The organism is Streptomyces ochraceiscleroticus, assembly GCF_000720485.1.
Taxonomy (GTDB): Bacteria; Actinomycetota; Actinomycetes; order Streptomycetales; family Streptomycetaceae; genus Streptomyces; species Streptomyces ochraceiscleroticus.
In genome coordinates this window covers 157,304-179,509 of the sequence record NZ_JOAX01000001.1, presented here as the reverse complement: position 1 = coordinate 179,509, position 22,206 = coordinate 157,304, and the positions used below count along the sequence as shown (strand labels likewise).

The 22,206-nt window shown below is 70.8% G+C and carries 22 protein-coding genes; 12 read left to right on the top strand and 10 right to left on the bottom strand.

Going from position 1 to position 22,206, the window contains the following annotated elements:
- Positions 1-31: 31 nt before the first annotated feature.
- Positions 32-1,183: a pyridoxal-phosphate-dependent aminotransferase family protein gene (locus tag IG84_RS0100820; protein ID WP_031049920.1), complete on the top strand. Its 1,152-nt coding sequence runs from the start codon at positions 32-34 to the stop codon at positions 1,181-1,183.
- Positions 1,184-1,731: 548 nt separating this feature from the next.
- Positions 1,732-2,619, top strand: coding sequence for a TetR/AcrR family transcriptional regulator (locus IG84_RS0100815; protein ID WP_063761726.1), 888 nt, complete (start codon positions 1,732-1,734; stop codon positions 2,617-2,619).
- Here the strand turns inward: IG84_RS0100815 and IG84_RS0100810 are convergent.
- Together IG84_RS0100810 and IG84_RS0100805 are read right to left on the bottom strand one after the other, a co-directional pair.
- Complete coding sequence (locus IG84_RS0100810; protein WP_031049916.1) at positions 2,603-3,055, bottom strand: GNAT family N-acetyltransferase; 453 nt, start codon at positions 3,053-3,055, stop codon at positions 2,603-2,605. The genes IG84_RS0100815 and IG84_RS0100810 overlap by 17 nt on opposite strands.
- A gap of 126 nt (positions 3,056-3,181) precedes the next feature.
- On the bottom strand, positions 3,182-3,715 hold the full coding sequence (locus IG84_RS0100805) for a MarR family winged helix-turn-helix transcriptional regulator (RefSeq protein WP_051861213.1): 534 nt from the start codon (positions 3,713-3,715) through the stop codon (positions 3,182-3,184).
- A 132-nt stretch (positions 3,716-3,847) separates the two neighbouring features.
- Between IG84_RS0100805 and IG84_RS0100800 the strand changes: the two genes are divergently transcribed.
- Together IG84_RS0100800 and IG84_RS0100795 are read left to right on the top strand one after the other, a co-directional pair.
- On the top strand, positions 3,848-5,086 hold the full coding sequence (locus tag IG84_RS0100800; protein WP_031049908.1) for an MFS transporter: 1,239 nt from the start codon (positions 3,848-3,850) through the stop codon (positions 5,084-5,086).
- Between the two features lie 127 nt (positions 5,087-5,213).
- Positions 5,214-5,651 carry a GlcG/HbpS family heme-binding protein gene (locus IG84_RS0100795; protein WP_031049904.1) on the top strand — a complete coding sequence of 146 codons (438 nt, stop codon included), beginning with the start codon at positions 5,214-5,216 and terminating at the stop codon, positions 5,649-5,651.
- On the opposite strand, the gene IG84_RS0100790 is transcribed toward IG84_RS0100795, so the two are convergent.
- Positions 5,652-6,236 carry a hypothetical protein gene (locus tag IG84_RS0100790; RefSeq protein WP_031049901.1) on the bottom strand — a complete coding sequence of 195 codons (585 nt, stop codon included), beginning with the start codon at positions 6,234-6,236 and terminating at the stop codon, positions 5,652-5,654.
- A 176-nt stretch (positions 6,237-6,412) separates the two neighbouring features.
- On the opposite strand from IG84_RS0100790, the gene IG84_RS0100785 reads away from it, so the two are divergent.
- From IG84_RS0100785 to IG84_RS0100775, 3 genes are all read left to right on the top strand, one after another.
- Positions 6,413-7,054, top strand: a complete 642-nt coding sequence (locus IG84_RS0100785; RefSeq protein WP_031049898.1) for an HAD family hydrolase — start codon at positions 6,413-6,415, stop codon at positions 7,052-7,054.
- Between the two features lie 401 nt (positions 7,055-7,455).
- Positions 7,456-8,919 (top strand): globin domain-containing protein, encoded by a 1,464-nt coding sequence (locus IG84_RS37595; RefSeq protein WP_031049896.1) that lies wholly within the window; start codon positions 7,456-7,458, stop codon positions 8,917-8,919.
- A 306-nt stretch (positions 8,920-9,225) separates the two neighbouring features.
- A complete protein-coding gene (locus IG84_RS0100775; protein WP_051861272.1) occupies positions 9,226-9,993 on the top strand; it encodes a pyridoxamine 5'-phosphate oxidase family protein in 768 nt (255 codons plus the stop codon).
- A 118-nt stretch (positions 9,994-10,111) separates the two neighbouring features.
- On the opposite strand, the gene IG84_RS0100770 is transcribed toward IG84_RS0100775, so the two are convergent.
- From IG84_RS0100770 to IG84_RS0100755, 4 genes are all read right to left on the bottom strand, one after another.
- Entirely contained in the window at positions 10,112-10,591 is a 480-nt protein-coding gene (locus tag IG84_RS0100770) for an NUDIX domain-containing protein (protein WP_031049890.1), read from the bottom strand.
- 148 nt (positions 10,592-10,739) lie between these two features.
- A complete protein-coding gene (locus IG84_RS0100765; RefSeq protein ID WP_031049888.1) occupies positions 10,740-11,636 on the bottom strand; it encodes a LysR family transcriptional regulator in 897 nt (298 codons plus the stop codon).
- A gap of 234 nt (positions 11,637-11,870) precedes the next feature.
- Positions 11,871-12,998: a cystathionine gamma-lyase gene (locus IG84_RS0100760; RefSeq protein WP_037799015.1), complete on the bottom strand. Its 1,128-nt coding sequence runs from the start codon at positions 12,996-12,998 to the stop codon at positions 11,871-11,873.
- A 222-nt stretch (positions 12,999-13,220) separates the two neighbouring features.
- Positions 13,221-13,598 (bottom strand): phage holin family protein, encoded by a 378-nt coding sequence (locus IG84_RS0100755; RefSeq protein ID WP_031049883.1) that lies wholly within the window; start codon positions 13,596-13,598, stop codon positions 13,221-13,223.
- A 48-nt stretch (positions 13,599-13,646) separates the two neighbouring features.
- Between IG84_RS0100755 and IG84_RS0100750 the strand changes: the two genes are divergently transcribed.
- From IG84_RS0100750 to IG84_RS0100735, 4 genes are all read left to right on the top strand, one after another.
- A complete protein-coding gene (locus tag IG84_RS0100750; protein ID WP_031049880.1) occupies positions 13,647-13,964 on the top strand; it encodes a cupin domain-containing protein in 318 nt (105 codons plus the stop codon).
- 200 nt (positions 13,965-14,164) lie between these two features.
- The gene (locus IG84_RS0100745; RefSeq protein ID WP_031049877.1) at positions 14,165-14,368 is read left to right on the top strand and encodes a DUF5326 family protein; all 204 of its coding nucleotides are present in this window, start codon (positions 14,165-14,167) and stop codon (positions 14,366-14,368) included.
- A gap of 465 nt (positions 14,369-14,833) precedes the next feature.
- Positions 14,834-15,610, top strand: a complete 777-nt coding sequence (locus tag IG84_RS0100740) for an IclR family transcriptional regulator (RefSeq protein ID WP_031049873.1) — start codon at positions 14,834-14,836, stop codon at positions 15,608-15,610.
- Between the two features lie 105 nt (positions 15,611-15,715).
- Complete coding sequence (locus IG84_RS0100735; RefSeq protein ID WP_031049871.1) at positions 15,716-16,141, top strand: SsgA family sporulation/cell division regulator; 426 nt, start codon at positions 15,716-15,718, stop codon at positions 16,139-16,141.
- A gap of 17 nt (positions 16,142-16,158) precedes the next feature.
- Here the strand turns inward: IG84_RS0100735 and IG84_RS0100730 are convergent, their stop codons facing one another.
- Complete coding sequence (locus IG84_RS0100730) at positions 16,159-17,532, bottom strand: YibE/F family protein (RefSeq protein WP_031049868.1); 1,374 nt, start codon at positions 17,530-17,532, stop codon at positions 16,159-16,161.
- A 217-nt stretch (positions 17,533-17,749) separates the two neighbouring features.
- Between IG84_RS0100730 and thiC the strand changes: the two genes are divergently transcribed.
- Positions 17,750-19,528: a phosphomethylpyrimidine synthase ThiC gene (gene thiC / locus IG84_RS0100725; protein WP_031049866.1), complete on the top strand. Its 1,779-nt coding sequence runs from the start codon at positions 17,750-17,752 to the stop codon at positions 19,526-19,528.
- Positions 19,529-19,597: 69 nt separating this feature from the next.
- Here the strand turns inward: thiC and IG84_RS0100720 are convergent, their stop codons facing one another.
- Both IG84_RS0100720 and IG84_RS0100715 read right to left on the bottom strand, forming a co-directional pair.
- On the bottom strand, positions 19,598-20,662 hold the full coding sequence (locus IG84_RS0100720) for a hypothetical protein (RefSeq protein WP_031049864.1): 1,065 nt from the start codon (positions 20,660-20,662) through the stop codon (positions 19,598-19,600).
- A gap of 210 nt (positions 20,663-20,872) precedes the next feature.
- A complete protein-coding gene (locus tag IG84_RS0100715) occupies positions 20,873-22,105 on the bottom strand; it encodes a metallophosphoesterase (protein ID WP_245659182.1) in 1,233 nt (410 codons plus the stop codon).
- Between the last annotated feature and the right edge of the window lie 101 nt (positions 22,106-22,206).

Below are 22,206 nucleotides of genomic sequence, written 5' to 3'. Positions count from 1 at the left end.
GTGCGGGACCCGCTACCGCTGGAAGGCCACTGTGACTGCCGTGAACGATGCGACCGCGACCGCGAACTCCGACGCCCCGGTGCTGCTCGACCTGCCGCCGCTCACCGCGGCGCACTTCGCACGGATCGAGGACAAGGTCGCCGCGCTGATGGGTACCGAAGCGGACGTCGTGGCGATGCAGGGCGAGGCGCTGCTGCCGCTCGAGGCGTGCATCCGCTCGGCCGTACGGCCCGGAAGCACCGCCCTGAACATCATCACCGGGCCGTACGGCGAGACCTTCGGCGGCTGGCTGCGGTCGTGCGGCGCCGAGGTGGTCACGATCACCGCCCCGTTCACCGGTGCGGTCTCGCCGCAGCAGGTCGCGGACGCGCTGCGGGAGAACCCCGCCATCGACTTCGTGAGCCTGGTGCACGCCGAGGCCGCGACCGGTAACACCAACCCCGTCGCCGAGATCGGCGCGGTGGTGCGGGAGCACGGTGCGCTGCTGATGCTGGACGCGGTGGCGTCGGTGGGCGCGGAGCCGCTGCGTACCGACGAGTGGGGCGTGGACCTCTGCGTCATCGGCGGGCAGAAGGCGCTGGCGGGACCGGCCGGTGTCTCGGCTGCTTCCGTCAGCGCCCGCGCCTGGGAGCGGATCGCCGCCAATGAGCAGGCGCCGCGCCGGTCCTACCTCTCGCTGCTGGACTGGAAGGAGCGCTGGATCGACGGCGGCCGTACGGCGCTGCCGCACGCCCCGGCGCAGCTGGAGATGCTGGCGCTGGAGCAGGCCGCGGACCGGGTGAACGACGAGAGGCTGGACGCCGTCATCGCCCGCCATCGCGCGGCCGCGGCGGCGACGCGTGCGGGCGTACGGGCCCTGGGCGGCCTGACGCCGTACGTGCTCCGCGACGAGGACGCCGCACCGGCCGCCACGACGCTCCGGGCGCCGGAGGACGTGGACGCCCGCGAGGTCGTGGCAGCGGCGCTGGCTGCGAACGGTGGGGTGCCGCTGCAGGCCGCGGCCGGGGCGCTGGCCAAGGAGATGATCCGGCTGAACCACTACGGCCGGGCAGCTGACCGTGGAGTGGTCCTGGCCGCGCTGTCCGCGCTGGGCGAGGGGCTGCGGACGCTGGGTGCGGAGACGGACGGCGAGGCCGCCCTTGAGGCAGCGGGGGCTGCTTGGGATGCGGTGATCGGGGGCTGAGCGAGCCGCAGAGGGAGGCATCGGAGGTCGATGTAGGCCATTCGAGTGCCTGAAGGGGTGTAGGCCGGGAGATGGCCTGAGTGGGGCCGTGTTTCACGTGAAACACGGCCCCACAGTCATGTGCGCCAGGGGGGCGAAGCGGAGCCGGGCGCGTAAGCGGAATGGGCGTTCTCCGAGGGGCGGCGAGCATTCGTCGGCAATTCACCTGAAAACGGAGCGTCTAGCCCTCTAACTGCCCTAGTTTATGGGCGAGTTGAGTGCCGTGCGGGCGGGGTGAGGGCGAGTCCCCGCGGAGGGTGGCGAGTCTCGCAGGGGGGAGTTCGCGGCCGATTCGCGGTCGGCCGCCCCGGGGGTGGTTCAACCACGCCTCAGTAAACGGAGGGGTCGGCCCGTTTCTGTTGCAGTTTTTCGTCGGCTCTTTTCGTCGGCGCGCCGGATGCGCGGTTGTCGATCATGCTTTTAGCGGCCCTTAGAATCGGAATGCCCGGCCCGTTTATCTGTGCGGTTTCCGGGGTGGAGGTGCAGCCGTTTTCGAGGAGGCCGGGAGAATGCCGGAGACTGTGTCCGCTGCATTGCGTGCCGACGCGCGACGCAATCGGGCGCTCGTGCTACAGGCGGCCCGATCCGCCTTTGAGGAACGCGGGTTGACCGTTCCGCTTGGAGAGATCGCTCGGCGCGCGGGGGTGGGAGCGGGCACCGTTTATCGCCATTTCCCGTCCAAGGACGCCTTGTTCAGGGCGACGGTCGCGGACAGGCTGCGGCTATTCACCGATACGGCGCGGGACTTGGCCGATGTGCCGGACCCGGGGGAGGTCTTTTTCCGGTTCATTTCCTCGGTGGTCAGGCTGGTCGCTCAGAACAAGGCGATGTGTGCCGCGCTGGAAGGGGCGGCAGTGACCGATGCGCGTCCCGTACTGCCGGGACTGGAAGAGGAATTCTGGTCGGCGTTGGAAGTGCTGCTGATCAGGGCCCAGCGGGCCGGCACGGTGCGTAAGGACGTGTCCCTCGCCGATGTGCGCGTGCTGTTGACCGGGTGCATGACCATGGAAGTCCGCCGGGCGGCGGCTTCCGGCGGTCCGGAAGGGGCGCCGGGGGAGGGGGTGACGGGCCGTATGACGGCCCTGATGTGTGACGGACTGCGGGCCGGGCGGGACGTAACGAAACTCCCGTTCGAAGCCGCAGAAAATAACGAAACTGTGTGCGAAGAATGCGGCGGACCAGTGCGTATGGCGCATACCGGCCGGCCCGCCCGCTACTGCGGCGGGGCCTGCCGGCAGAAGGCGCACCGGACCCGGGCCAGGACGCGTACGGGAGGCACCGCAGCCCCTGAGGCGCAGCCCGCCGACGGGATCACCGCCGAGTCCGCTGATGGGTCCGCCAATGGGGCCACGACGGGGGCCGCCGACGGTCCCGCCGAGGTCACAGCTGGCGCTTGAAGCCCAGGTGGGAGGCGTCGAAGCCGATCCGCTCGTAGAACCGGTGGGCGTCGACGCGGGTGGCGTCGGAGGTCAGCTGTACCAACTCGACGCCGAGCGCCCGGGATTCCTCCACCGCCCAGTCCATGAGCCGGGTGCCCAGGCCGCTCCCCCGCTCCTCGGAGTGGATGCGCACGCCCTCGATGATCGACCGGGTGGCGCCGCGCCGCGAGAGCCCCGGAATGACGGTGAGCTGGAGCGTGCCCACGACGCGGTCGGCGCGTTCGGCGACGATCAGGTGCTGGTTCGGGTCCTCGGCCAGCCGCTTGTACGCCGTACGGTACGGAGTCAGGTCGTCCGGGGACTCGCGGGTGGCGCCCAGTGCGTCGTCGGCCAGCAGTGCCACGATGGCGGGGAGGTCCGCTTCGGCCGCCCGACGGATCTTGAAATCGCTCATGGCCGCGACCATATGCCGTGCGAGGGCCGCATCCCAGGGGTAGTGCGCGTCGCGCACACCACGTCGCTCCGGAGCGCGCGGCGCGCCCACAGCATGCGCCCGTAGGCAAGCACCCGCAGACGCCCCCTAAGCCCCAGCCGCCACAGCAGCCCCGCCCGGTACAGCAGCCTCGGCCGACACGGTGGCCTCCGCCGGTACCGCCCCCGTGGCCATCCCCTCCACCGCGGCCACCAGGGGTGCCAGCTCCGGGCGCCGGGCCGCCTCGCGCAGGGCCTCGCACAGTGCCGCGTCGTGCGTGGGGCGCGCCTCCTCCAGCAGCTGGTGGCCCTGCTCGGTGACGTTCGTGTAGATGCCGCGGCGGTCGTCGGGGCACAGGTAACGCGACAGCAGCCCGCGCTCCTCGAGCCGGGTGACCAGGCGCGTCGTCGCGCTCTGGCTGAGGACGACCGCATCGGCGACCTGGTGCATGCGCAGGTGGCCGCCCACGCCGTCGTGCTGCTCGCTGAGCACGTTGAGGACGGAGTACTCGCGCACGCTCAGCTCGTGCCCGTCCTGCAGGGCGCGCTCGATGTGCGTCTCGATCCGGCCGTGCAGGACGGAGAGCGCGCACCACCCCTGGGCGAGGCCGGGTGCGCGGACCGTCTGCTGGCACTGCGTCATGAGAACCCTCCTTTGGGTCGTACCCCTCAGGGTAGGTCACGCATGAAATAGCCCGCGCTTGCAAGTAACCCGCGTCTGCAATTAATGTGAACGCATCCAACCTCCCTCTGCAACGTTTTGAAGGGCCCAGTCATGCCTCTCGCACTCCTGGCGCTGGCCATCGGCGCCTTCGGAATCGGGACCACCGAGTTCGTGATCATGGGGTTGCTGCCGGAGGTCGCCGCCGATTTCGGCGTCTCCATCCCCACCGCCGGCTTCCTGACCACCGGCTACGCGCTCGGTGTCGTGGTCGGCGCCCCGCTGCTGGCCGTCCTCGGCGCCCGGGTCTCGCGCAAGCGGATGCTGATGCTGCTGATGGGCCTGTTCATCGCGGGCAATCTCGTCTCGGCCGTCGCCCCCGTCTTCGGCGTCATGCTGGCCGGCCGGGTGATCGCCTCACTCGCGCACGGCGCGTTCTTCGGCATCGGCTCGATCGTGGCCGCGGGCCTGGTCGCGCCGCACAAGAAGGCCGGCGCGATCGCGATGATGTTCACCGGCCTCACCGTCGCCAACGTCGTCGGCGTCCCGGCCGGCACGTTCATCGGGCAGAGCGTCGGCTGGCGCGCGACCTTCTTCATCGTCGCCGCGCTCGGCGTACTGGGTCTGCTCGGCATCGCGGCCCTCGTACCGGCCGACCGCCGCGAAGCGGGCACCGCACAGCAGCGCACGCACCTCCGCAGCGAGCTCGCCGCCTTCCGCAACCCACAGGTCCTCCTGGCCATGGCCATGACCGTGCTCGGCTTCGGCGGCGTCTTCGCCGCGATCACCTACATCGCGCCGATGATGACCGAGGCCGCCGGGTACGCCGACGGGTCCGTCACCTGGCTGCTCGTCCTCTTCGGCATCGGCATGGTGATCGGCAACCTGATCGGCGGCAAGTTCGCCGACCGGGCGCTGATGCCGATGCTGTACGTGGCGCTCACGGCACTGGCCGTCGTACTGGGGACCTTCACGTTCACCGCGTACGACAAGGTCGCCGCCGCCGTCGCCATCCCGCTGATCGGCGCCTTCGGGTTCGCGACCGTACCGCCGCTGCAGAAGCGGGTGCTCGACCAGACCGCGGACGCGCCCACGCTCGCCTCCGCCGTCAACATCGGCGCCTTCAACCTCGGCAACGCGATCGCCGCCTGGCTCGGTGGCCTGGTCATCTCGGCCGACCTCGGCGTCACGGCCCCCAACTGGGTCGGCGCGCTGCTCGCGGCCTCCGCGCTGGTACTGGCCTTCTGGTCGGCCGCGCTGGAACGCCGGGACCGGGCGGCCACCGGCGGCACCGGCCGGGTCGTCGCGGGCGCGACGGCGGAGGAGAGCGCGGCGGAGCCCGCACGGGCGTGACGCCTTGAGCGGCGACTTCGCCCCCCCGGAAGCGGCTCGGCCCCCCGGAAGCCGCTCGGCCCCGTCCCTCCCCACGCACTACCCCTCGTACCAATCACCACCACACCCCCCCAAGGAGCACCACCCCATGAGCACCCCCGACACCATCGCCGCCGTCCGTCCGCTCACCACCGGGGACGTCGACGCCCTCGTCGAGGCCGCGCGGCGGGCCGCCGACGGTGAAGGCGTACGCGGCAGCGTCACCGTGCTGGACGCCGGCGGCCACCTGCTCGGCTTCCGGCGGGACGACGACGCCGTGCTGATCTCGGGCGAGACCAGCACCCGCAAGGCGTACACCGCGCTGCAGCTCGACGCGCCCACCGCCGACCTGGTCGACCTGGTCCGTCCGGACGGCCTCTTCCACACGCTGCCGACCGCCCTCGACCGGCCGCTGCTGTTCATCGCGGGTGGCGTACCGCTGCACCGCGACGGCCGGCTGATCGGCGCCATCGGCTTCGGCGGCGGTGCGCCGGAGCAGGACCACCGGATCGCCGTCGCCGCCGGGCAGGCCGCCGGCCTGGAGTGATCACCGCACGGCCGCCCGGCCGGCCTTCTCCGGCCGCCGCCCGCGCTCCTCGCGCAGGCGGCGGCCGCGGGCTGTCGGACCCCAGGGCTTCAGTACGGAGATCGCGGTCAGGAAGACGTACAGCGTGAGCGCGACGGCCGGTGCCACCACGAGATCGGTCTCGGGAGGTACCGGCCGGCCGGCCACCACCGCGCCGGCGGCCGCGTCGATCTGCGTACGCAGCGCGAGGACGGTGGCGAGGGCCGCGCCCAGCGTGAGCCAGAACTTGGTGACCACCCACCGGTACCGGGCCAGCCCCCACGGCGTGCCGAGCGAGAGGACGAGGCCGGAGACCAGGGTGAGCAGCGCGAGCGGGATGATCAGCCAGTCGATGAAGATCTTCATCGAGCGGTAGGCGGCCGCGGCGAGTTCCGAGGCGGCGTCGGCCCCGTCGGCACCGCCCGCGCCCGGGTCCGCACCGGCACCCGCGGTCGATGCCGCGATGCCGAGCGCCAAGAGGCCGAGCGTGAGCCCGAGCCAGCCGACGGAGACGACGACGTGGACGACGAGGGTGGCCCGGCGTGCGGAACGGCTGAGCTGCTGCATGCCACCACCGTCGCGCCCGGTGGCCCGCCGCGCGTCTGACGGCGGGAGTATCCGCCCGTACGCGCGGACGAGTACGAGTACCTCTACTGGTCGGAGCCGACCAGCGGTACCGGCCGGAGGCGGCCGACGCGCCCCGGCCCGCCCGTCCCGCGGTACGACCGCCTACCCTCGCCCCCATGGCCAAGCTGCACCTCTTCGACCTGGACGGAACGCTGCTCTACGGGTCTGCCGCCGCCGTGGAGATCGCGCGGCAGCTCGGGCTGGAACGGGAGACCGGCGAGCTGGAGCGCGCCTTCGCGGCCGGCGAGCTGACCCCGCCGCGCTTCGCGCAGTTGGCCTGCGACCTGTGGACCGAGCTGACCCACGCCGATGTCGCGGCAGCTTTCGAGGCGGCGCCCTGGCTGGCCGGCATCCGGGACGTGTGGGCCGACATCCGCGAGCGCGGGGAGCACTGCGCGGTGATCTCCCTGTCGCCGTCGTTCTTCGTGGACCGGCTGCTGGGCTGGGGCGCCGACGCGGCGTACGGCTCGCGTTGGCCGGACGTGCCGTTCCGGGAGCGGGTGGACCCGGCCGGCATCCTGTCCGCCGGGGCCAAGGTGCGGATCGCCGACGAGCTCTGCGCGTCGTTCGGGCTGAGCCGGGCCGACTGCGTGGCGTACGGGGACTCCCGCTCCGACACGGATCTGTTCGCGGCCGTCCCGGCGTCCGTGGCGGTGAACGCTGACCATCACGTCAGCGAGCTCGCGACCTTCGCGTACGCGGGCCGGGACTTGCGGGAGGCGTACGCGCTGACGCTCGGCGGGAAGGCCGGCGGATGAGTCCACCGGCTTGCGCCGCCGGTCACGCCACCGGCCGATTCACCCGGAACTCACCAGGACTTCACCGGGACGTCGGTGAGCTGCTGCGGAACGGGACTTGTGAATTCGACCGCTGCCGGTATGGTCGAATCCGATTCATCGGACGGGCGCGCCGTGGGATATCCCGGCGCACGTCCGGAGTCCGCCAGCCTACCGGCAACGCATCGGCTGTTACCGGGACTTCAGGCTGTCCGCCCGTACGTACGGGAGCGGGCTGACATGCTGCGAAGGCGTGCGGAGACGGGAACTGCGGTGGGTGTGACACCAGTCGGAGCTGCGCCGCTTTCGCGGGTATTGCCCGGCTAGCGGTTGCCGATCAAGAATGCGAAGACGCTCCACGACCGTTCGAGGCGAGGCAGACCATGGACGCTCCGACCACTGAGTCGGCCGGTAACGGCGCCGACGGTGACAGTGGCGCATGGGGTTGGTTCACTCCCTCTCCCGCCAAGTCACCGGAAAAGCCCACCGATTCGACCGAACCAGTCGAATCGTCCGGAACAGCCGAATCCGCGGCCGAGCAGGCCGTTCCGCCGACCGCTCCCCGCACGACTCCTCAAGCCGCTCCCCGGGCCGCCGGCCGGACGGCCACGCTCCCGCCCCGCCGTGAGGTCCCGGCTGCGGCCGGGCCCGTGCCCGAGTCCGCGCTGGAGGCGTCGGTCCGTACGCAGCGGCCCGCCGCGGCCGAGGCGTCCGCCGACGCACTGCTCATCCGGCGCACGATGGCGGAGATCGAGCCGGTGGCGGAGCAGGTCACCTCGTACTTCTACGCGCTGCTCTTCGTCCGCTACCCCGACCTGCGCCAGCTCTTCCCGGTCTCGATGGACGAGCAGCGCGACCGGCTGTTCAAGGCGCTGCTCACCGCCGCCCAGCGGGTCGACGACGACGCGTCGCTCACCGAGTTCCTGGCGCACCTCGGCCGCGGTCACCGCAAGTACGGCACGCTGCCCGAGCACTACCCGGCCGTCGGCGAGTGCCTGCTCGGCGCGCTCGCCCGGTACGCCACGCTGAGCTGGGACGGCGAGGCCGAGGCCGCCTGGATCCGCGCGTACACCAAGATCTCGCAGATCATGATCGATGCCGCCGCCGAGGACGAGGCCACCGCGCCCGCCTGGTGGGACGCCGAGGTGGTCGCGCACGAGCTGCGCACGTCCGACATCGCGATCGTCACCGTGCGGCCGGACCAGCCGTACCCGTTCCTCGCCGGCCAGTACACCAGCGTGGAGACGCCGTGGTGGCCGCGGGTGTGGCGGCACTACTCCTTCGCCTGCGCGCCGCGCTCGGACGGCCTGCTCTCCTTCCACGTCAAAGCGGTACCGGCGGGCTGGGTCTCGGGTGCGCTGGTGCACCGGGCGCGGCCGGGCGACGTCATCCGGCTCGGCCCTCCGGGCGGCTCGATGACCGTCGACCACACCACCGACAACGGCCTGCTGTGCCTGGGCGGCGGTACGGGCATCGCGCCCATCAAGGCACTGGTCGAGGATGTCGCCGAGCACGGCCGCCGGCGCCCGGTGGAAGTGTTCTACGGTGCTCGCAGTGATCATGACCTCTACGACATCGACACCATGCTGCGGCTGGAGCACGCCCATCCCTGGCTGTCCGTGCGCCCGGTGATCTCCAGCGGGCCGACGGGCGGTGTGTACAGGAGCATCAGCGGGCGGCTGCCGGACGCGGTGCGGGAGTACGGTCCGTGGGGCGAGTACGACGCGTACGTGTCGGGGCCGCCGGGCATGATCCGCAGCGGTGTGGACGCGCTGGTCGGCGTCGGCGTCCCGTCGGACCGCATCCGGCATGACGCCGTTGAAGAGCTTGTCGCGGCGGGAGAGTAGTACTTGAGCACCGAAGACAGCAGCCGCTGGGGTTACTCGGGTGAGCCTGCGAGCCCGTATCCGGACGAGTACGCGGTCCAGTACCCCGGCCGGTACGCGAGCGAGTACCCGGATGTGTACACCTACGAGCGCCCCAGCCCGGCTGCGCCCACGCACGAGAGACCCGGCTCGACTGCGGAGAAGCACGAGCGGTCCGGTCCTTCGCAGGCGTACGAGCGGTCGGCCGTGCGGCCGGTCCCGAGCTGGGCCGTCGACGAGCGGGCCGAGCGGCCCGGCAGCGACGGTGAGCACCTCGTGCAGGAGCGGATGGGGACGACCGACCGCGCCGACCGCTTCTACCGCGACCAGGTCCTGGACCATCTCAATGCGCGCATGCGGGAGTTCGTCGGCCGCCAGGAGATGTTCTTCCTGGCGACCGCGGACGGGAACGGCGAGTGCGACTCGACCTTCCGGGCCGGGCCGCCCGGCTTCGTCCGCGTGCTGGACGAGCGCACCCTGATCTACCCCGAGTACCGCGGCAACGGCGTGCTGGCCTCGCTCGGCAACCTCTCCGAGAACCCGCGGCTGGGCATCCTCTTCGTGGACTTCCTGCGCGACCGGATCGGCCTGCATGTGAACGGGCGGGCCTGGGTCGTCCCGGACGAGGAGATGCGGGTACGCCACCCCGAGCTGCCGGTCGACCCGATTCCAGGGCGGCGCGCACAGCTATGGGTGGCTGTCGAGGTGGAGGAGGCGTACATCCACTGCGCCAAGCACATACCCCACCTGCAGAAGGTCCCCCGGCAGGAGCGCGGCGACCGCGCCTGGGGCACGGACGATGTGAAGCGCAAGGGCGGCGATTTCTTCGGCGCAGCGGCCGAGGCGGCCGATCGGGCCCCCTACCGGCGTCGGGAAGAGACGCCGGCCCACTCCCGGCGTCGGGAGGAGACACCGGAAGAACCGGCGGAAGCGGCGCCGGCCCGGCCCCGCACCCCCAACCCCTCTTCTTTCCAGGAAGAGGCGGAGCGAGTACTGGCGCTCGTGCAGCAGCGGGCACCGGCGGACTCCGGCGACTTCCGCGGCTGGTTCGGCTAGACCAGGGCGACGTCTGTTTCACGTGAAACATGTCGTGTTTCACGTGAAACAGTCGGAAGTGAACCGACGTGGACGTGGATGTTTCACGTGAAACGGACGGTTCGTACGAGGTGGGCCCTTAGCCCAGATCGGGTGCGTGCAGCGCCCGGACGCCTTCGATGTTGGCGTCGAGATAGTGCCGCAGGGAGAGCGGTACGACCTCGACGGAGGCGATCCCGACGCGCGTGAACGGCACCCGCACGATCTCGTACTCCCCGCACGGCTCCTCCATCTCGGGGCCGTGCCGCCTGGTCAGGTCCATGGAGTCGAGCCGGCAGACGAAGAAGTGCTGGACCTTCACGCCGTCCACGCCGCCGTCCGTGACGTGCTCGACCGTGTCGACGAAGACCGGGACCACATCCTTGACCTTGGCGCCCAGCTCCTCGTCCACCTCCCGGTGGAGGGCGTCGATCACGGTGGCGTCCTCGGGCTCCACGCCGCCGCCCGGCGTGATCCAGTACGGGTTCCGTCCCGGCTTGGTGCGCTTGATCAGGATGAGGTCGTCACCGTCGAGCAGGATCGCGCGGGCGGTGCGTTTGACGACTGGCCGTACGGTCATAGGGGACAGATGCCGCTTTCGACGGCTGGTGAAACCCGCGTCTTGCGGGGTGCGTGACATCCGGCCGCAGGCGCGCCGGATACGCCCCGGTCAGCGCCGGAACGAACCCCTCCACGCCGCTCACCAGTGCGGTAGCTCTACCCGCCGGTCACCAGGCCGCAGCGGCCCGCAGCAGCCACTCGTGCGCGCGGGCGATGTGCGGCAGGGCGAGCGTCCCGGTGCGGACGACGAGGAAGTATGTGCGCAGCGGCGGCACCGGCGGGTCCAGCAGCGAGACCACCTCGCCGCGGTCGAGCGCCGGCGCGGCGAGGTAGCGCGGTACGACGGCGATCCCGGCGCCGGCCGCCGCGCAGGCCAGTACCGCGCGCAGGTCGGCGGCTATCACGGCGGCGGGGGCCGTGGGCCGGGCGTCGAAGACGGCGGACCAGTACCGGGTGATCAGCGGCAGGCTCTCGTGGACCTCGACCACCGGTACCGGGTCGAGGGCCTTCGGGCCGCGGTCCTGGAGGCCGGCCGGGCCGCCGATCCGTGCTGCCCAGCGGGGCGCGGCGACCAGGACGTGTTCCTCGTCGCACAGCGGGGTCGCGGTGAGCAGGCCGCCGCGCGGCCGGGCGGTGGTGACGGCGAGATCGTGGTGGCCGGCGGCAAGCCCGCTGAGCAGCTCTTCGGCGGAACCGAAGGAGGTGCGGACGGCGAGACCCCGGTCGATGAGCGGGGCGAGGGCCGGGAGGGCGCGTTCGGCGGCGAACTCCGGGGGCCCGGCGAGATGGAGAGTGCGGGTGACGGATTCCTCGTCGAGCCCGGCTTCGGTGATCTCGGTGAGCGCGTCGAGATGCGGGGCGATCTTGTGGGCGAGTTCGTCGCCGACGGTGGTGGCGATGACCCCGCGTGGCCTCCGCAGAAACAGCGGACGGCCTAGCTGGCGTTCCAGCGACCGTATCTGACTGGTCACCGCGGGCTGGGAGAGTCCGAGGAGGGCGGCGGCACGGGTGAAGGAGCCGGCCCGGTGCACAGTGACGAAGGTGCGCAACAGCGCCAGATCCATCCATACCCCCTTCTTCTGGAATGCCTGCTCGCGGGGCCACTATAAATTTGTCGATAGGGCTGTGTCGCTAGCGTGATTGGACACTGACGCTGAGTCAACTAGCCTTGATTATGCGGTTCGTTGCGCATTGAACCGAGGGCGGTCCGAGCCAAGAGGGGGGAGGCTCGGACCGTCTGCTGTGCGTACGGCCGATGTCGGCCGACGGGCCCACCGGCGGAGCGGTGCCGGACGGAACTACTCCCGCGCGGCCCCGTCCAAGGCCCGGAGTACGTCCGCGACCAAGTCGTCCGGGTCCTCGGCGCCGACGGAGAAGCGGATGAACCCGTCCGGTACGGCGTCACCGCCCCAGCGTCCACGCCGCTCGGCCGTCGACCGTACTCCCCCAAAACTCGTCGCGTCGTCCACCAGCGTCAGTTCGGCCAGAAAACGTTCCGCGTGCGCCTTGTCCGGCAGGACGAAGGAGACGACGCAGCCGAAGCGTCCGGGGCGCATCTGGGCCACCGCGCCCGCGTGCGCGGGATCGGTCGGCAGCCCCGGGTGGCGCAGCCCGGTGACCTCCGGGCGGTCGCGCAGCGCCTCGGCGACCGCCAGCGCGCCCACCGCCTGCCGCTCGACGCGCAACGCCAGCGTGGCCAGCGACCGGTGCGCGAGCCACGCCTCCATCGGGCCGGGGATCGCGCCGACGGTCTTGCGCCACTGCCGTACGGAGTCCGTGAGTGCCTGGTCGCGGGTGGTGACATAGCCCAGCAGGATGTCACCGTGGCCGGTCAGCGCCTTCGTACCGCTGGCCACGGAGAAATCGGCGCCGAGGTCGAGCGGGCGCTGGCCGAGCGGCGTGGCGAGGGTGTTGTCGACGGCGACCAGCGTGCCCTGGGCGTGCGCGGCCTCGGCGAGCCGGCGGATGTCGCAGACGTCCAGGCCCGGGTTGGAGGGTGTCTCGATCCACAGCAGCCGGGCGCCGTCCAGTACGTCGAGCTGGGCGTCCCCGGCGGTCGGGGCGGTGCGGACCTCGACGCCGTAGCTCTCCAGGCGCTCCCGTACGGCGGGCATGAGCTGGTAGCAGTCGTTCGGCAGGACGACCACGTCACCGGTGCGGACCTGGGAGAAGAGGACCGCGGAGATCGCGGCCATCCCGGAGGCGAAGACCGACGTGCGGGCCGGCGCGCCGGGCGACTCCAGTTCCGAGATCGCCTCTTCGAGGAGGGTCCAGGTCGGGTTGGACTCGCGGCCGTAGGTGTACGGCCCGGAGGCGTCGCCCGGCAGGTGGTAGTGGGCCGCGAAGACCGGCCCGGGGAGGGTCGGGTGGTACGCCTCGGCCTCGGGGAGGCCGGCCCGTACGGCCCGGGTGCTGTCGCCGGTGATGCGCGCGTCGTCGCCTGTCATGGGCTCGTCCCTGCCTTCTCGTCGAGCATCTTCCGCCCGGCCGGCTCGTCCCGGACGACCGTCAGCAGGTCCTCGCAGACGGCCTCGACCGTGCCGGGCAGTCCTCGAAGCCTGTCACGCCGCCGTAGTTCGGGTCGGGAAAGTCGGGATCGAGGACGGCCGTGGCGTGCGTGCCGGGCGCCGTGCTCCGGGCCGTGTGGCTCAGTCCTCGTCCGGCAGGATCACGTGCAGCGCCCAGGAGACGATCGAGACGATCAGGCCGCCCAGTACCGCGGTCCAGAAGCCGTCGACGTGGAAGGCGAGGTCGAGCTTGCCCGCCAGCCAGGATGTCAGCATCAGCATCAGGGCGTTGATCACGAGCGTGATCAGGCCCAGGGTGAGGATGAAGAGCGGGAACGACAGCAGCTTCACCACGGGCTTCACGATGACGTTGACGACGCCGAAGATCAGCGCGACGAGGATCAGCGTCCAGACCTTGTTGCCGGTGCTGGTGCCGGTCAGCGTGATGTCGCTGAGCAGCCAGGTGGCCACGGCGAGGGCCGCGGCGTTGGCGATCGTCTTGACCAGAAAATTCTTCATGGTGGGATCGTCGCAGACACGACGGCAGCAGTGAGGGGTGCGCGGGTGATGAAGGCGTTCAGGCTGGAGGAGCTGGAGGCGGAACGGGCCGCCAACGACGGCGCGTACTTGCAGTTCCTGCGGGAGCGGAACATGTCGGCCGGGCTGTACGCGCTGGACGCCGGCAGCAGCGATCCGCAGGCGCCGCACCAGCAGGACGAGGTGTACCTGGTGGTGAGCGGGCGCGCGTCGATCACGGTGGGGATGGAGACGACGCAGGTCGCACGGGGCAGCGTGGTGTATGTACCGGCCGGGGTGCCGCACAAGTTCCACCACATCACCGAGGACCTGCGGGTCATGGTGATCTTCTCGCCGCCGGAGAGCTGAGCCGGAGAGCCCGGCCGGCTCCTCCGGGCAGCCGAGGCGGGCCTTCCGTACCCGTAGGGGAAGGCTCAGGGGACAGCCGGGGCCGCGGGCCCCCAATGTGGCCGGGCGGCGTCCTAGCATCGATGGTGCAGGGCGGGATCGGACAGGAGCCGGGCGGGCCGGGCGAGTACCGGGCGACGACCAGAAAGCAGGGCAGAGCAATGGCCGTGAAGGAGATATTCGCGGGACTTCCGTGGTGGGTGAAGTGGGTCGCGGTACCCGTCATCCTGCTGGTCGTCTTCGGCGGGCTGATCGGCAGCGTCGTGGGCTTTCTCATCGGGCTGCTCTTCAAGATCCTGCTGGCGGTGGCGCTGATCGCGGGTGTCGTCTACCTCGTCCGCAGGTTCAGCGGATCGTCGTCGTAGCCCTCATTCGGTGAGCTGCGCGTTCACCGCACAGCGAGTGGTGATACCGCGCGAGTGGTGACACCGCGGCGAATCGTCGGGCGTCCCGTTCCCCCTCAGGGGGATCGGGACGCCTTTTGTTCGTTTCTGCCGTTCGTCCCGTTGTTCGTTCTTGTATCCGTACCGCGGTTCCTCCGCACGGGTTTGTCTTTGCGAACTGATGTCCGGGGCGCTCGCGACAGGTGGGCTTCCGGCCAAGTCAAGAAATGCGCCGCCCGAGGTAATTCGCAAGCTAATCGACCTGCCCTCCGCAGCGCTCACGTTAGAGTGCCGACGCGGGGCGCCTTCCGGATGCCGACGCTCCGGAATGTCCGGCCGGTCCGGCCGGTCTGGACGGCGCGGACGGTGACCGGAAAGCGCACGCGGCGCGGGCGCGGGGCCCGAGCCCGGGGTCGGCACCCCGGCGACCTGTCCTGGGGGTTGGTCTTGGCCACGGCGAACGACGCATCCACGACTTCCCCGACACTGATCGGCTCCGTCCAGCGGGCGCTGCGCCTCCTCGAAGCGGTGGCCGCCCACCCGCGCGGCGCGCCCGCCAAACAACTGGCCAGGGAGACCGGTTATCCCCTCCCGACCACGTACCACCTGCTGCGCACTCTGACCCACGAGGGATATCTCCAGCGTGAGAACGGCGTGTTCCTCCTCGGCGAGGCCGCCGAGCTCATCGGCCGGTCAGGGGCCCGCCGCCGGCGTTACTCCCGGATCGCGCAGGCGCTCTCGGCCATCGGTCAAGAGGTGGGCGCCGCGCTGTATTTCGCCGTGTACCACGCGGGCGAGGTGGAGGTGGTCGCGGTGAGCGACGATCCGGAGCGGCCGCCGGTCGAGGAATGGGCGGACTTCCGTACGACCGCTCACGCGCACGCGATAGGCCAGTGCCTGCTGGCCCAACTCGACGAAGAGGGGCGGAAAGATCATCTTTCCCGGTACCAAGTGCAGTCGCTCACGCCCCATTCCGTACGGACGGAGGGCGATCTGCTGCACCGGTTGAACACGGTGCGTAAGGCCCAACTCGCCGTCGAACGCGAGGAATATGCCATCGGTACGGTGTGTTCGGCAATTCCCATTCAGGTCGGTTCGGCGGCGGCGACCGTGGCGATTTCTCTCCCCGCAGGTGAGGCGGAGAGACTGCTGGCTGTAACCGAAAAGGTACAGAGGATGGCAGAGTCGACCCTTATGACGCTGGCCTTCTCTATCAGTATCTGAAAAATTACTCCTTGTGATCTGTCGGCAACTGGTCGACGATGGCGTCAATAGCGGTCGGCGGATCATTACCGGCCACTTCGATCAAGTAGTGCGGGGCAGTGGTTGATGAGCCAAACAGTGCAGGCAGAAGTGATGATGAGCTTCATCGTCTCCGAGGAACTCGCCTTCCGGATTCCGGTGGAGCTCGATTTCGACAGCGCCGATCCCTATGCCGTGCGCTTCACGTTCGATCTCCCGGGTGACGCCCCGGTGACCTGGGCGTTCAGCCGGGAACTCCTCCTGGACGGTCTGAGCCGGCCGGCCGGTGAAGGGGACATCCACGTGGAGCCGGCCTCGGGCGCGCACCTCAGTGACGTCTTCGTCAGTCTGCAGGTGGGCTCCGAGCAGGCTCTTTTCCGCGTCGGTGCGGCTCCGCTGGTCGCCTTCCTGGACCGTACGGACCGGCTGGTGCCGCTCGGCCAGGAGGAGATCTGCGGCACGCTCGACGCGGAGCTGGACCGGATCTTCGCGAACGCGCAACGAGCGGGCTGACCGCCGGTCCGGCCCGGTCAGCGCTTGCGGCGGCGGCCCCGTCCACCGCGTCTGCTGCCCGGCTGCCCGGGCCCCGGACCGGCCTCCCGGCCGTGCTCCGTGCGCGGCCCGCTCCGGCTGCCCCGGTCCGCGGAGACCACCAGTACCGCCAGCAGCGTGGTCAGCGGTACGGAAGCGACGAGCCCGATGCTGCCCACGAGCGTCCGGATGATCTCCTCGGCCACCACCTCGCTGGTGGCGACCGTACCGACACTGCTGCGTGCGATGGAGAACAGCAGGAGCAACGGGAGCGCGGCGCCCGCGTACGCCAGTACCAGCGTGTTCACCACCGACGCGATGTGGTCCCGCCCGATCCGCATCGCCGCCCCGTAGATCTTCCGCCGGCTCGCCGTCGGGTCGGCGTCCCGCAGCTCCCACACGGCCGCCGTCTGGGTCACGGTCACGTCGTCCAGCACGCCCAGCGACCCGATGATGATCCCCGCCAGCAGCAGACCGCGGATCTCGATGCCCGGGTAGAGGCTGTGCACCAGCCCCGTCTGGTCGTCCGTGTTGCCCGTCAGCTGCGCCCAGCCGATGAACACCGATCCCAGCAGCCCGATCAGCAGCAGTGACGCCAGCGTGCCGAGCACCGCGACCGATGTACGGGCCGTCAGGCCGTGACACATGTAGAGCGCGATGAGCATGATCGCGCTGCCCCCGACCACCGCCACCAGCAGCGGATTCGAGCCCTGCAGGATGGCCGGCAGGATGAACAGCGTGAGGACGGCGAAGCTCGCCGCCAGCGCGACCAGTGCCAGTACCCCGCGCAGCCGCCCGACGACCACCACCGCCAGTGCGAACACCGCGGCCAGCACCCACATCGGGAAGGTGCGGTCCACGTCGGTGACCGAGTACTGCAGGTCCCGGGGCGCCTTGGGCGCGTACGCCACCACGACGCCCTGGCCCTCGGTGTAACGGCGCGAGGCGTCCGGCGTCACCACGGTCTTGAAGCGGTGGCCCGTGTCCTTGCCGGTGGTGACCTCGATGGTGGCCTGCTCGCAGCTCTGCGCGTTCTGCTGCGCGCCGCTGCCGGGTCCCGTCGGCGGCTGTTGCTGCTGCATCTGCTGCTGTTGCTGCGCGTTGACGTCCGCGCAGTCCACCTTCGTCAGCCGGACGACCCGCGCGGACTGGGTCTCCTGGTCGAAGCCGACCCCCGACGGCTTGTGCGCGGGCGCGCCGCCGGGCCAGAGGGCGATCAGTCCGACGCCCACCGCCAGGGCGAACGGGATCAGTACCGCGGCGATGACCTTGCGCAGGTGGTGGGAGACGGGCGCGGCGGGTCCGTGGCCATGGCTGTGGCCGTGCGCATGCGGATGAGTGTGCGGCTGGGTCTCGGGCTCGTTGCGGGTCACCGCCCGATCATCCAACAACTCACCGGGCCCCCTGTTCACCACGCGGCTCCGGCCGCTACCGTGGTGGCACCTTTGCAATCGCGGGAGCTCGGAGCACCGGGCTGAGAGGGCGCTGATTCCGTACCAGCGGTGTTTCACGTGAAACACCGACACGGAAAGAGCTGCGTCGACCGCCGAACCTGTTACCGGGTAATGCCGGCGTAGGGAGTGGGTCTCAATGACTCTGCAGGATGCACGCACGCCCGAAAACGGTGCGACCGAGGCTGCCGGCGAGCAGCAGATCGGCTGGCACAAGGGCTATGTCTCCGGATCGCGCCCGGACCTCCGGGTTCCCGTCCGGCGAGTGCACCTCACCAACGGCGAGCACGTGACGCTTTACGACACGTCAGGGCCGTACACCGACCCCAACATCGAAACCGACGTCCGCCGCGGCCTCGCGCCGCTGCGGGAGAACTGGATCATCGCTCGCGGCGACACCGAGGAGTACGCGGGCCGGCCGATGCGTCCGGAGGACGACGGCCTCAAGCACACCTCGCCGCGTGGCGGCCTGAAGAACCTCGACGCGGTGTTTCCGGGCCGCCCGCGGCAGCCCCGCCGCGGCCGGGACGGCGCCGTCACGCAGCTCGCGTACGCGCAGCGCGGCGAGATCACCGCGGAGATGGAGTACGTCGCGGTCCGCGAGAACTGCTCGCCGGAGTTCGTACGCGACGAGATCGCCGCGGGCCGCGCGGTACTGCCGGCCAACGTCAACCACCCGGAGATCGAGCCGATGATCATCGGCAAGAACTTCCTGGTGAAGGTCAACGCCAACATCGGCAACTCCGCGGTGACCTCCTCCATCGAGGAGGAGGTGGAGAAGATGACCTGGGCGACCCGCTGGGGCGCCGACACGGTCATGGACCTCTCCACCGGCCGCAACATCCACACCACCCGCGAGTGGGTACTGCGGAACTCCCCCGTCCCGATCGGCACCGTCCCCCTCTACCAGGCCCTGGAGAAGGTCGACGGCAAGGCCGAGGAGCTCACCTGGGAGATCTACAAGGACACCGTCATCGAGCAGGCCGAGCAGGGCGTCGACTACATGACGGTCCACGCCGGCGTGCTCCTCCGGTACGTCCCGCTCACCGCCCGCCGCAAGACCGGCATCGTCTCCCGTGGCGGCTCGATCATGGCGGCGTGGTGTCTGGCGCACCACAAGGAGTCCTTCCTCTACGAGAACTTCGAAGAGCTCTGCGACATCCTCGCGTCGTACGACGTGACGTTCTCGCTCGGTGACGGGCTGCGCCCGGGCTCCATCGCCGACGCCAACGACGAGGCGCAGTTCGCGGAGCTGAAGACCCTCGGCGAGCTGAACACGATCGCCAAGGCACACGGCGTACAGACCATGATCGAGGGCCCGGGCCACGTCCCGATGCATAAGATCAAGGAGAACATCGACCTCCAGCAGGAGATCTGCGAGGAGGCGCCGTTCTACACGCTCGGCCCGCTGACCACCGACATCGCCCCCGCCTACGACCACATCACCTCGGGCATCGGCGCCGCGATGATCGCCTGGTGGGGCACGGCGATGCTCTGCTACGTCACGCCCAAGGAGCACCTGGGCCTGCCGGACCGCGACGACGTGAAGACCGGCGTCATCACGTACAAGATCGCGGCCCACGCGGCCGACCTGGCCAAGGGGCACCCGGGCGCCCAGGAGTGGGACGACGCCCTCTCCGACGCCCGTTTCGAGTTCCGCTGGGAGGACCAGTTCAACCTGGCCCTCGACCCCGACACGGCCCGCGCCTTCCACGACGAGACGCTCCCGGCCGAACCGGCCAAGACGGCGCACTTCTGCTCCATGTGCGGCCCGAAGTTCTGCTCCATGAAGATCTCCCAGGACATCCGCCGCGAGCACGGCGGCGACCTGTCCGTGGACCCCGAGGCCGGCATGGCCGAGAAGTCCAAGGAATTCGCGGCAGCGGGCAACCGGGTGTACCTGCCGATCGCGGACTGACCGCAGGCACGACCTGAACGCACGACGAGGAGGCCCCGGGGATACCGGGGCCTCCTCGTCGTGCGGGAATCACTCCGGCTGGTGGTCCGGGCCGCCGTAGTCCGGGCTGGTGAAGTCCGGGCTCGTGAAGCGCGGGCGGGTGGTGGTGCGGTGGTCGTCCTCGGGACCCGAGAAGCGCGGGTGGGTGTAGCCGAGTGTGGGCATCCGGCCGCTGTCCGGGGAGCGGTGTGCCACGAACCTTCCGGCGGCCTCGGGGGCCGGCGGCGACTGTCCGTCTGCGGACGCGGGCCCGGTCGCCTCGCCCGCGCCGGCCGTGTCCGGTGCGTGTTCCTGGACGGCGGTAGAGCTGTCCGCGGCCGTCGGTTCCGCGGGCACCACCGTGCTCGCGGGGACCGCCGGGCCCTTCTCCCGCTTCCGGATGTCCGGCTCCGGAGGCGGCTCCGGAGCCGTCAGGGCTTCCAGAAGGAAGGGATTCAGGCCGCGTTCCCGGAGGGCCTGGAGCCAGCGCTCTTTCGCCCGTTCGACCTCCTGGGCCAGTTCCGTGGGGCGGGAGGCGCGCAGGGACGTGGCGCCGTTGCGGAGCGCGGTGACCACCAGGCCGCCCATCGCGATGAGGATCGTCGCCGCGGTCAGGGCCGCGAAGACCCAGCCGACGCTGATCAGCGGCTGGGCCAGGGACGCGTCGGGGTCGACGGTGTGCAGGACGTAACCGATGAGGAGGAAGAGGACCGCGGCGATACCGGCCAGGACGGGCGCGAGGACCGTGACCATGGCGGCCAGTCCGGCGCCGGTGGCCTCGGCGACCTCGCCCACCGTGGCGAAGCCGACGCCGGCACCACCCGCGCCGTCAACGCCGCCCTCGCCCGCTTCGGTACCGGCCGTGGCCGGGCGCGCGGAGGCGGGCGCGCGCAACTCCGCCCGGAGCGCGACGTAATGCTGGTACTCGGCCGTCGCGCATGCGGCGATGGCGGTCGTGGCGCTGAGCGCCATGGTGCGCAGCTGCTCGGTGTTGAGGCGCATGCCCGTCGCGGCGAGATCCGGGCGGTCGGCCGCGGTGCGCAGTGCCTCGTCGAGGGCCCGCCGGAATTCCTCGCGGTCCTCGTTCAGCAGGTGCGGAGCGCTGTTCATGTGCATCCCCCGATGCTCCGTAGGGCCGTACGGGCCGGCGTGGGCCGGGCAGTTGGCGGGAAACGGAGGAGAGCCTGCTACGGATAGACCGATGGTAGAGCGCCTCCAGCATGGCGTGACAGAGGATTTCGGAAATTCGCTCCGCCCGTGACAAGCCCTCCCCGGCCGCCCGGCAGGTCCCACCGCCGGCCTGCGGTACCCCTGCCCCGATACGGGTCAGACAGTCAGGGGAAGTTGGACGACGAGCAGCTTTCCGGCCATCGTGACGCCGCCGTCCATGGCGACCGCGAGCCCGTCGGCGTACACGTGCGGCTCCTCGACGATGGTGTCCTCGCCCTCGCCGTCCTCGGTGCCGACCTCGCCGAGGAGGTACGGGATGGGGCTGTGACCGTGGACGATGCGCTCGCCGCCGTACGTGGCGAGCAGGTCGCGCACGGCCTGCGGCCCGGACTCGTCGCGGAAGGCGAAGCGCTTGGTGAGCTTGCGGAAGAGGTCCCAGACCTCGTTGGCGTCACTGCGGGTGAGGACTTCGTGGACGGCGTCGTTGACGGCCTCGATGGAGTCGCCGTAGTCGAGGTACGCCGTGGTGTCGGAGTGCACGAGGAGGTGACCGTCCTCCTCCGTGACGGCGTCCAGCCGGGCCATCCACTGCAGGTGGTGGTCCTGGAGGCGGTCCATGTCGGTCTTCTGGCCGCCGTTGAGCAGCCAGGCGGCCTGGAAGGAGGCGGTGCCGGCGCCGGACTGCACGGGGGTGTCGCCGAACCGCTTGGCGCCGAGGAGGAGCAGCTCGTGGTTGCCCATGAGGGCCTTGCAGTAGCCGCCGGCCGCGGCGGCCTCGGCGGAGAGCTGCATGACCAGGTCGATGACGCCGATGCCGTCGGGGCCGCGGTCGGTGAAGTCGCCGAGGAACCACAGCCGGGTGTTGCCCGCCGCCCAGTGGCCCTCGGCGTCGATCAGCCCCTCGGCGAACAGCGCGGCACGCAGCTCGTCGTAGTAACCGTGCACGTCGCCGACGACGTACAGCGGGCCGCCGGCCTCGCCCTCGCCGACCTGCTGGAGGTCGACGGCGGGGTGGTCGACGAGCGTGTCCGTGTACGCGGTCGGGGTGCCGTCCGGGCCGACGACGGGGATGTCGCGCTCCGTGGGGGTGTAGTCGGCGGGCAGTTCGTCCTGCGGCAACGTGGCCTGCGGGCCGGTGCCGTAGGTGAGGCGCGCGTACGGCCGGGCCCTGGTCCGCACGCGGACCTCCGGGTTGAGGCGCGCCTGGGGAGCGGGTACGTCCTGGAGGACCTGGCCGGCCTGCGGGCCGTATCCGTCCTGACGGACCTGAGGGACGTATCCCTCCTGCGGCGCGTACGCGTCATCGGCGGCGTATGCGTCCTGCGGACGACCGTCCAGTGCGGCCCCGGGAGTTCCAGGAGGAACGGGCGCAGGAGGTTGTGCTGCCATGGTCCGCACCATGGGTCCCAGACCGGCCCCCTGAGTCATCGACCCCTCCACCGTCGCGCCGCCGTGCACCTCGCGGACCTTGCCTGGTCGACGGCGGTCCG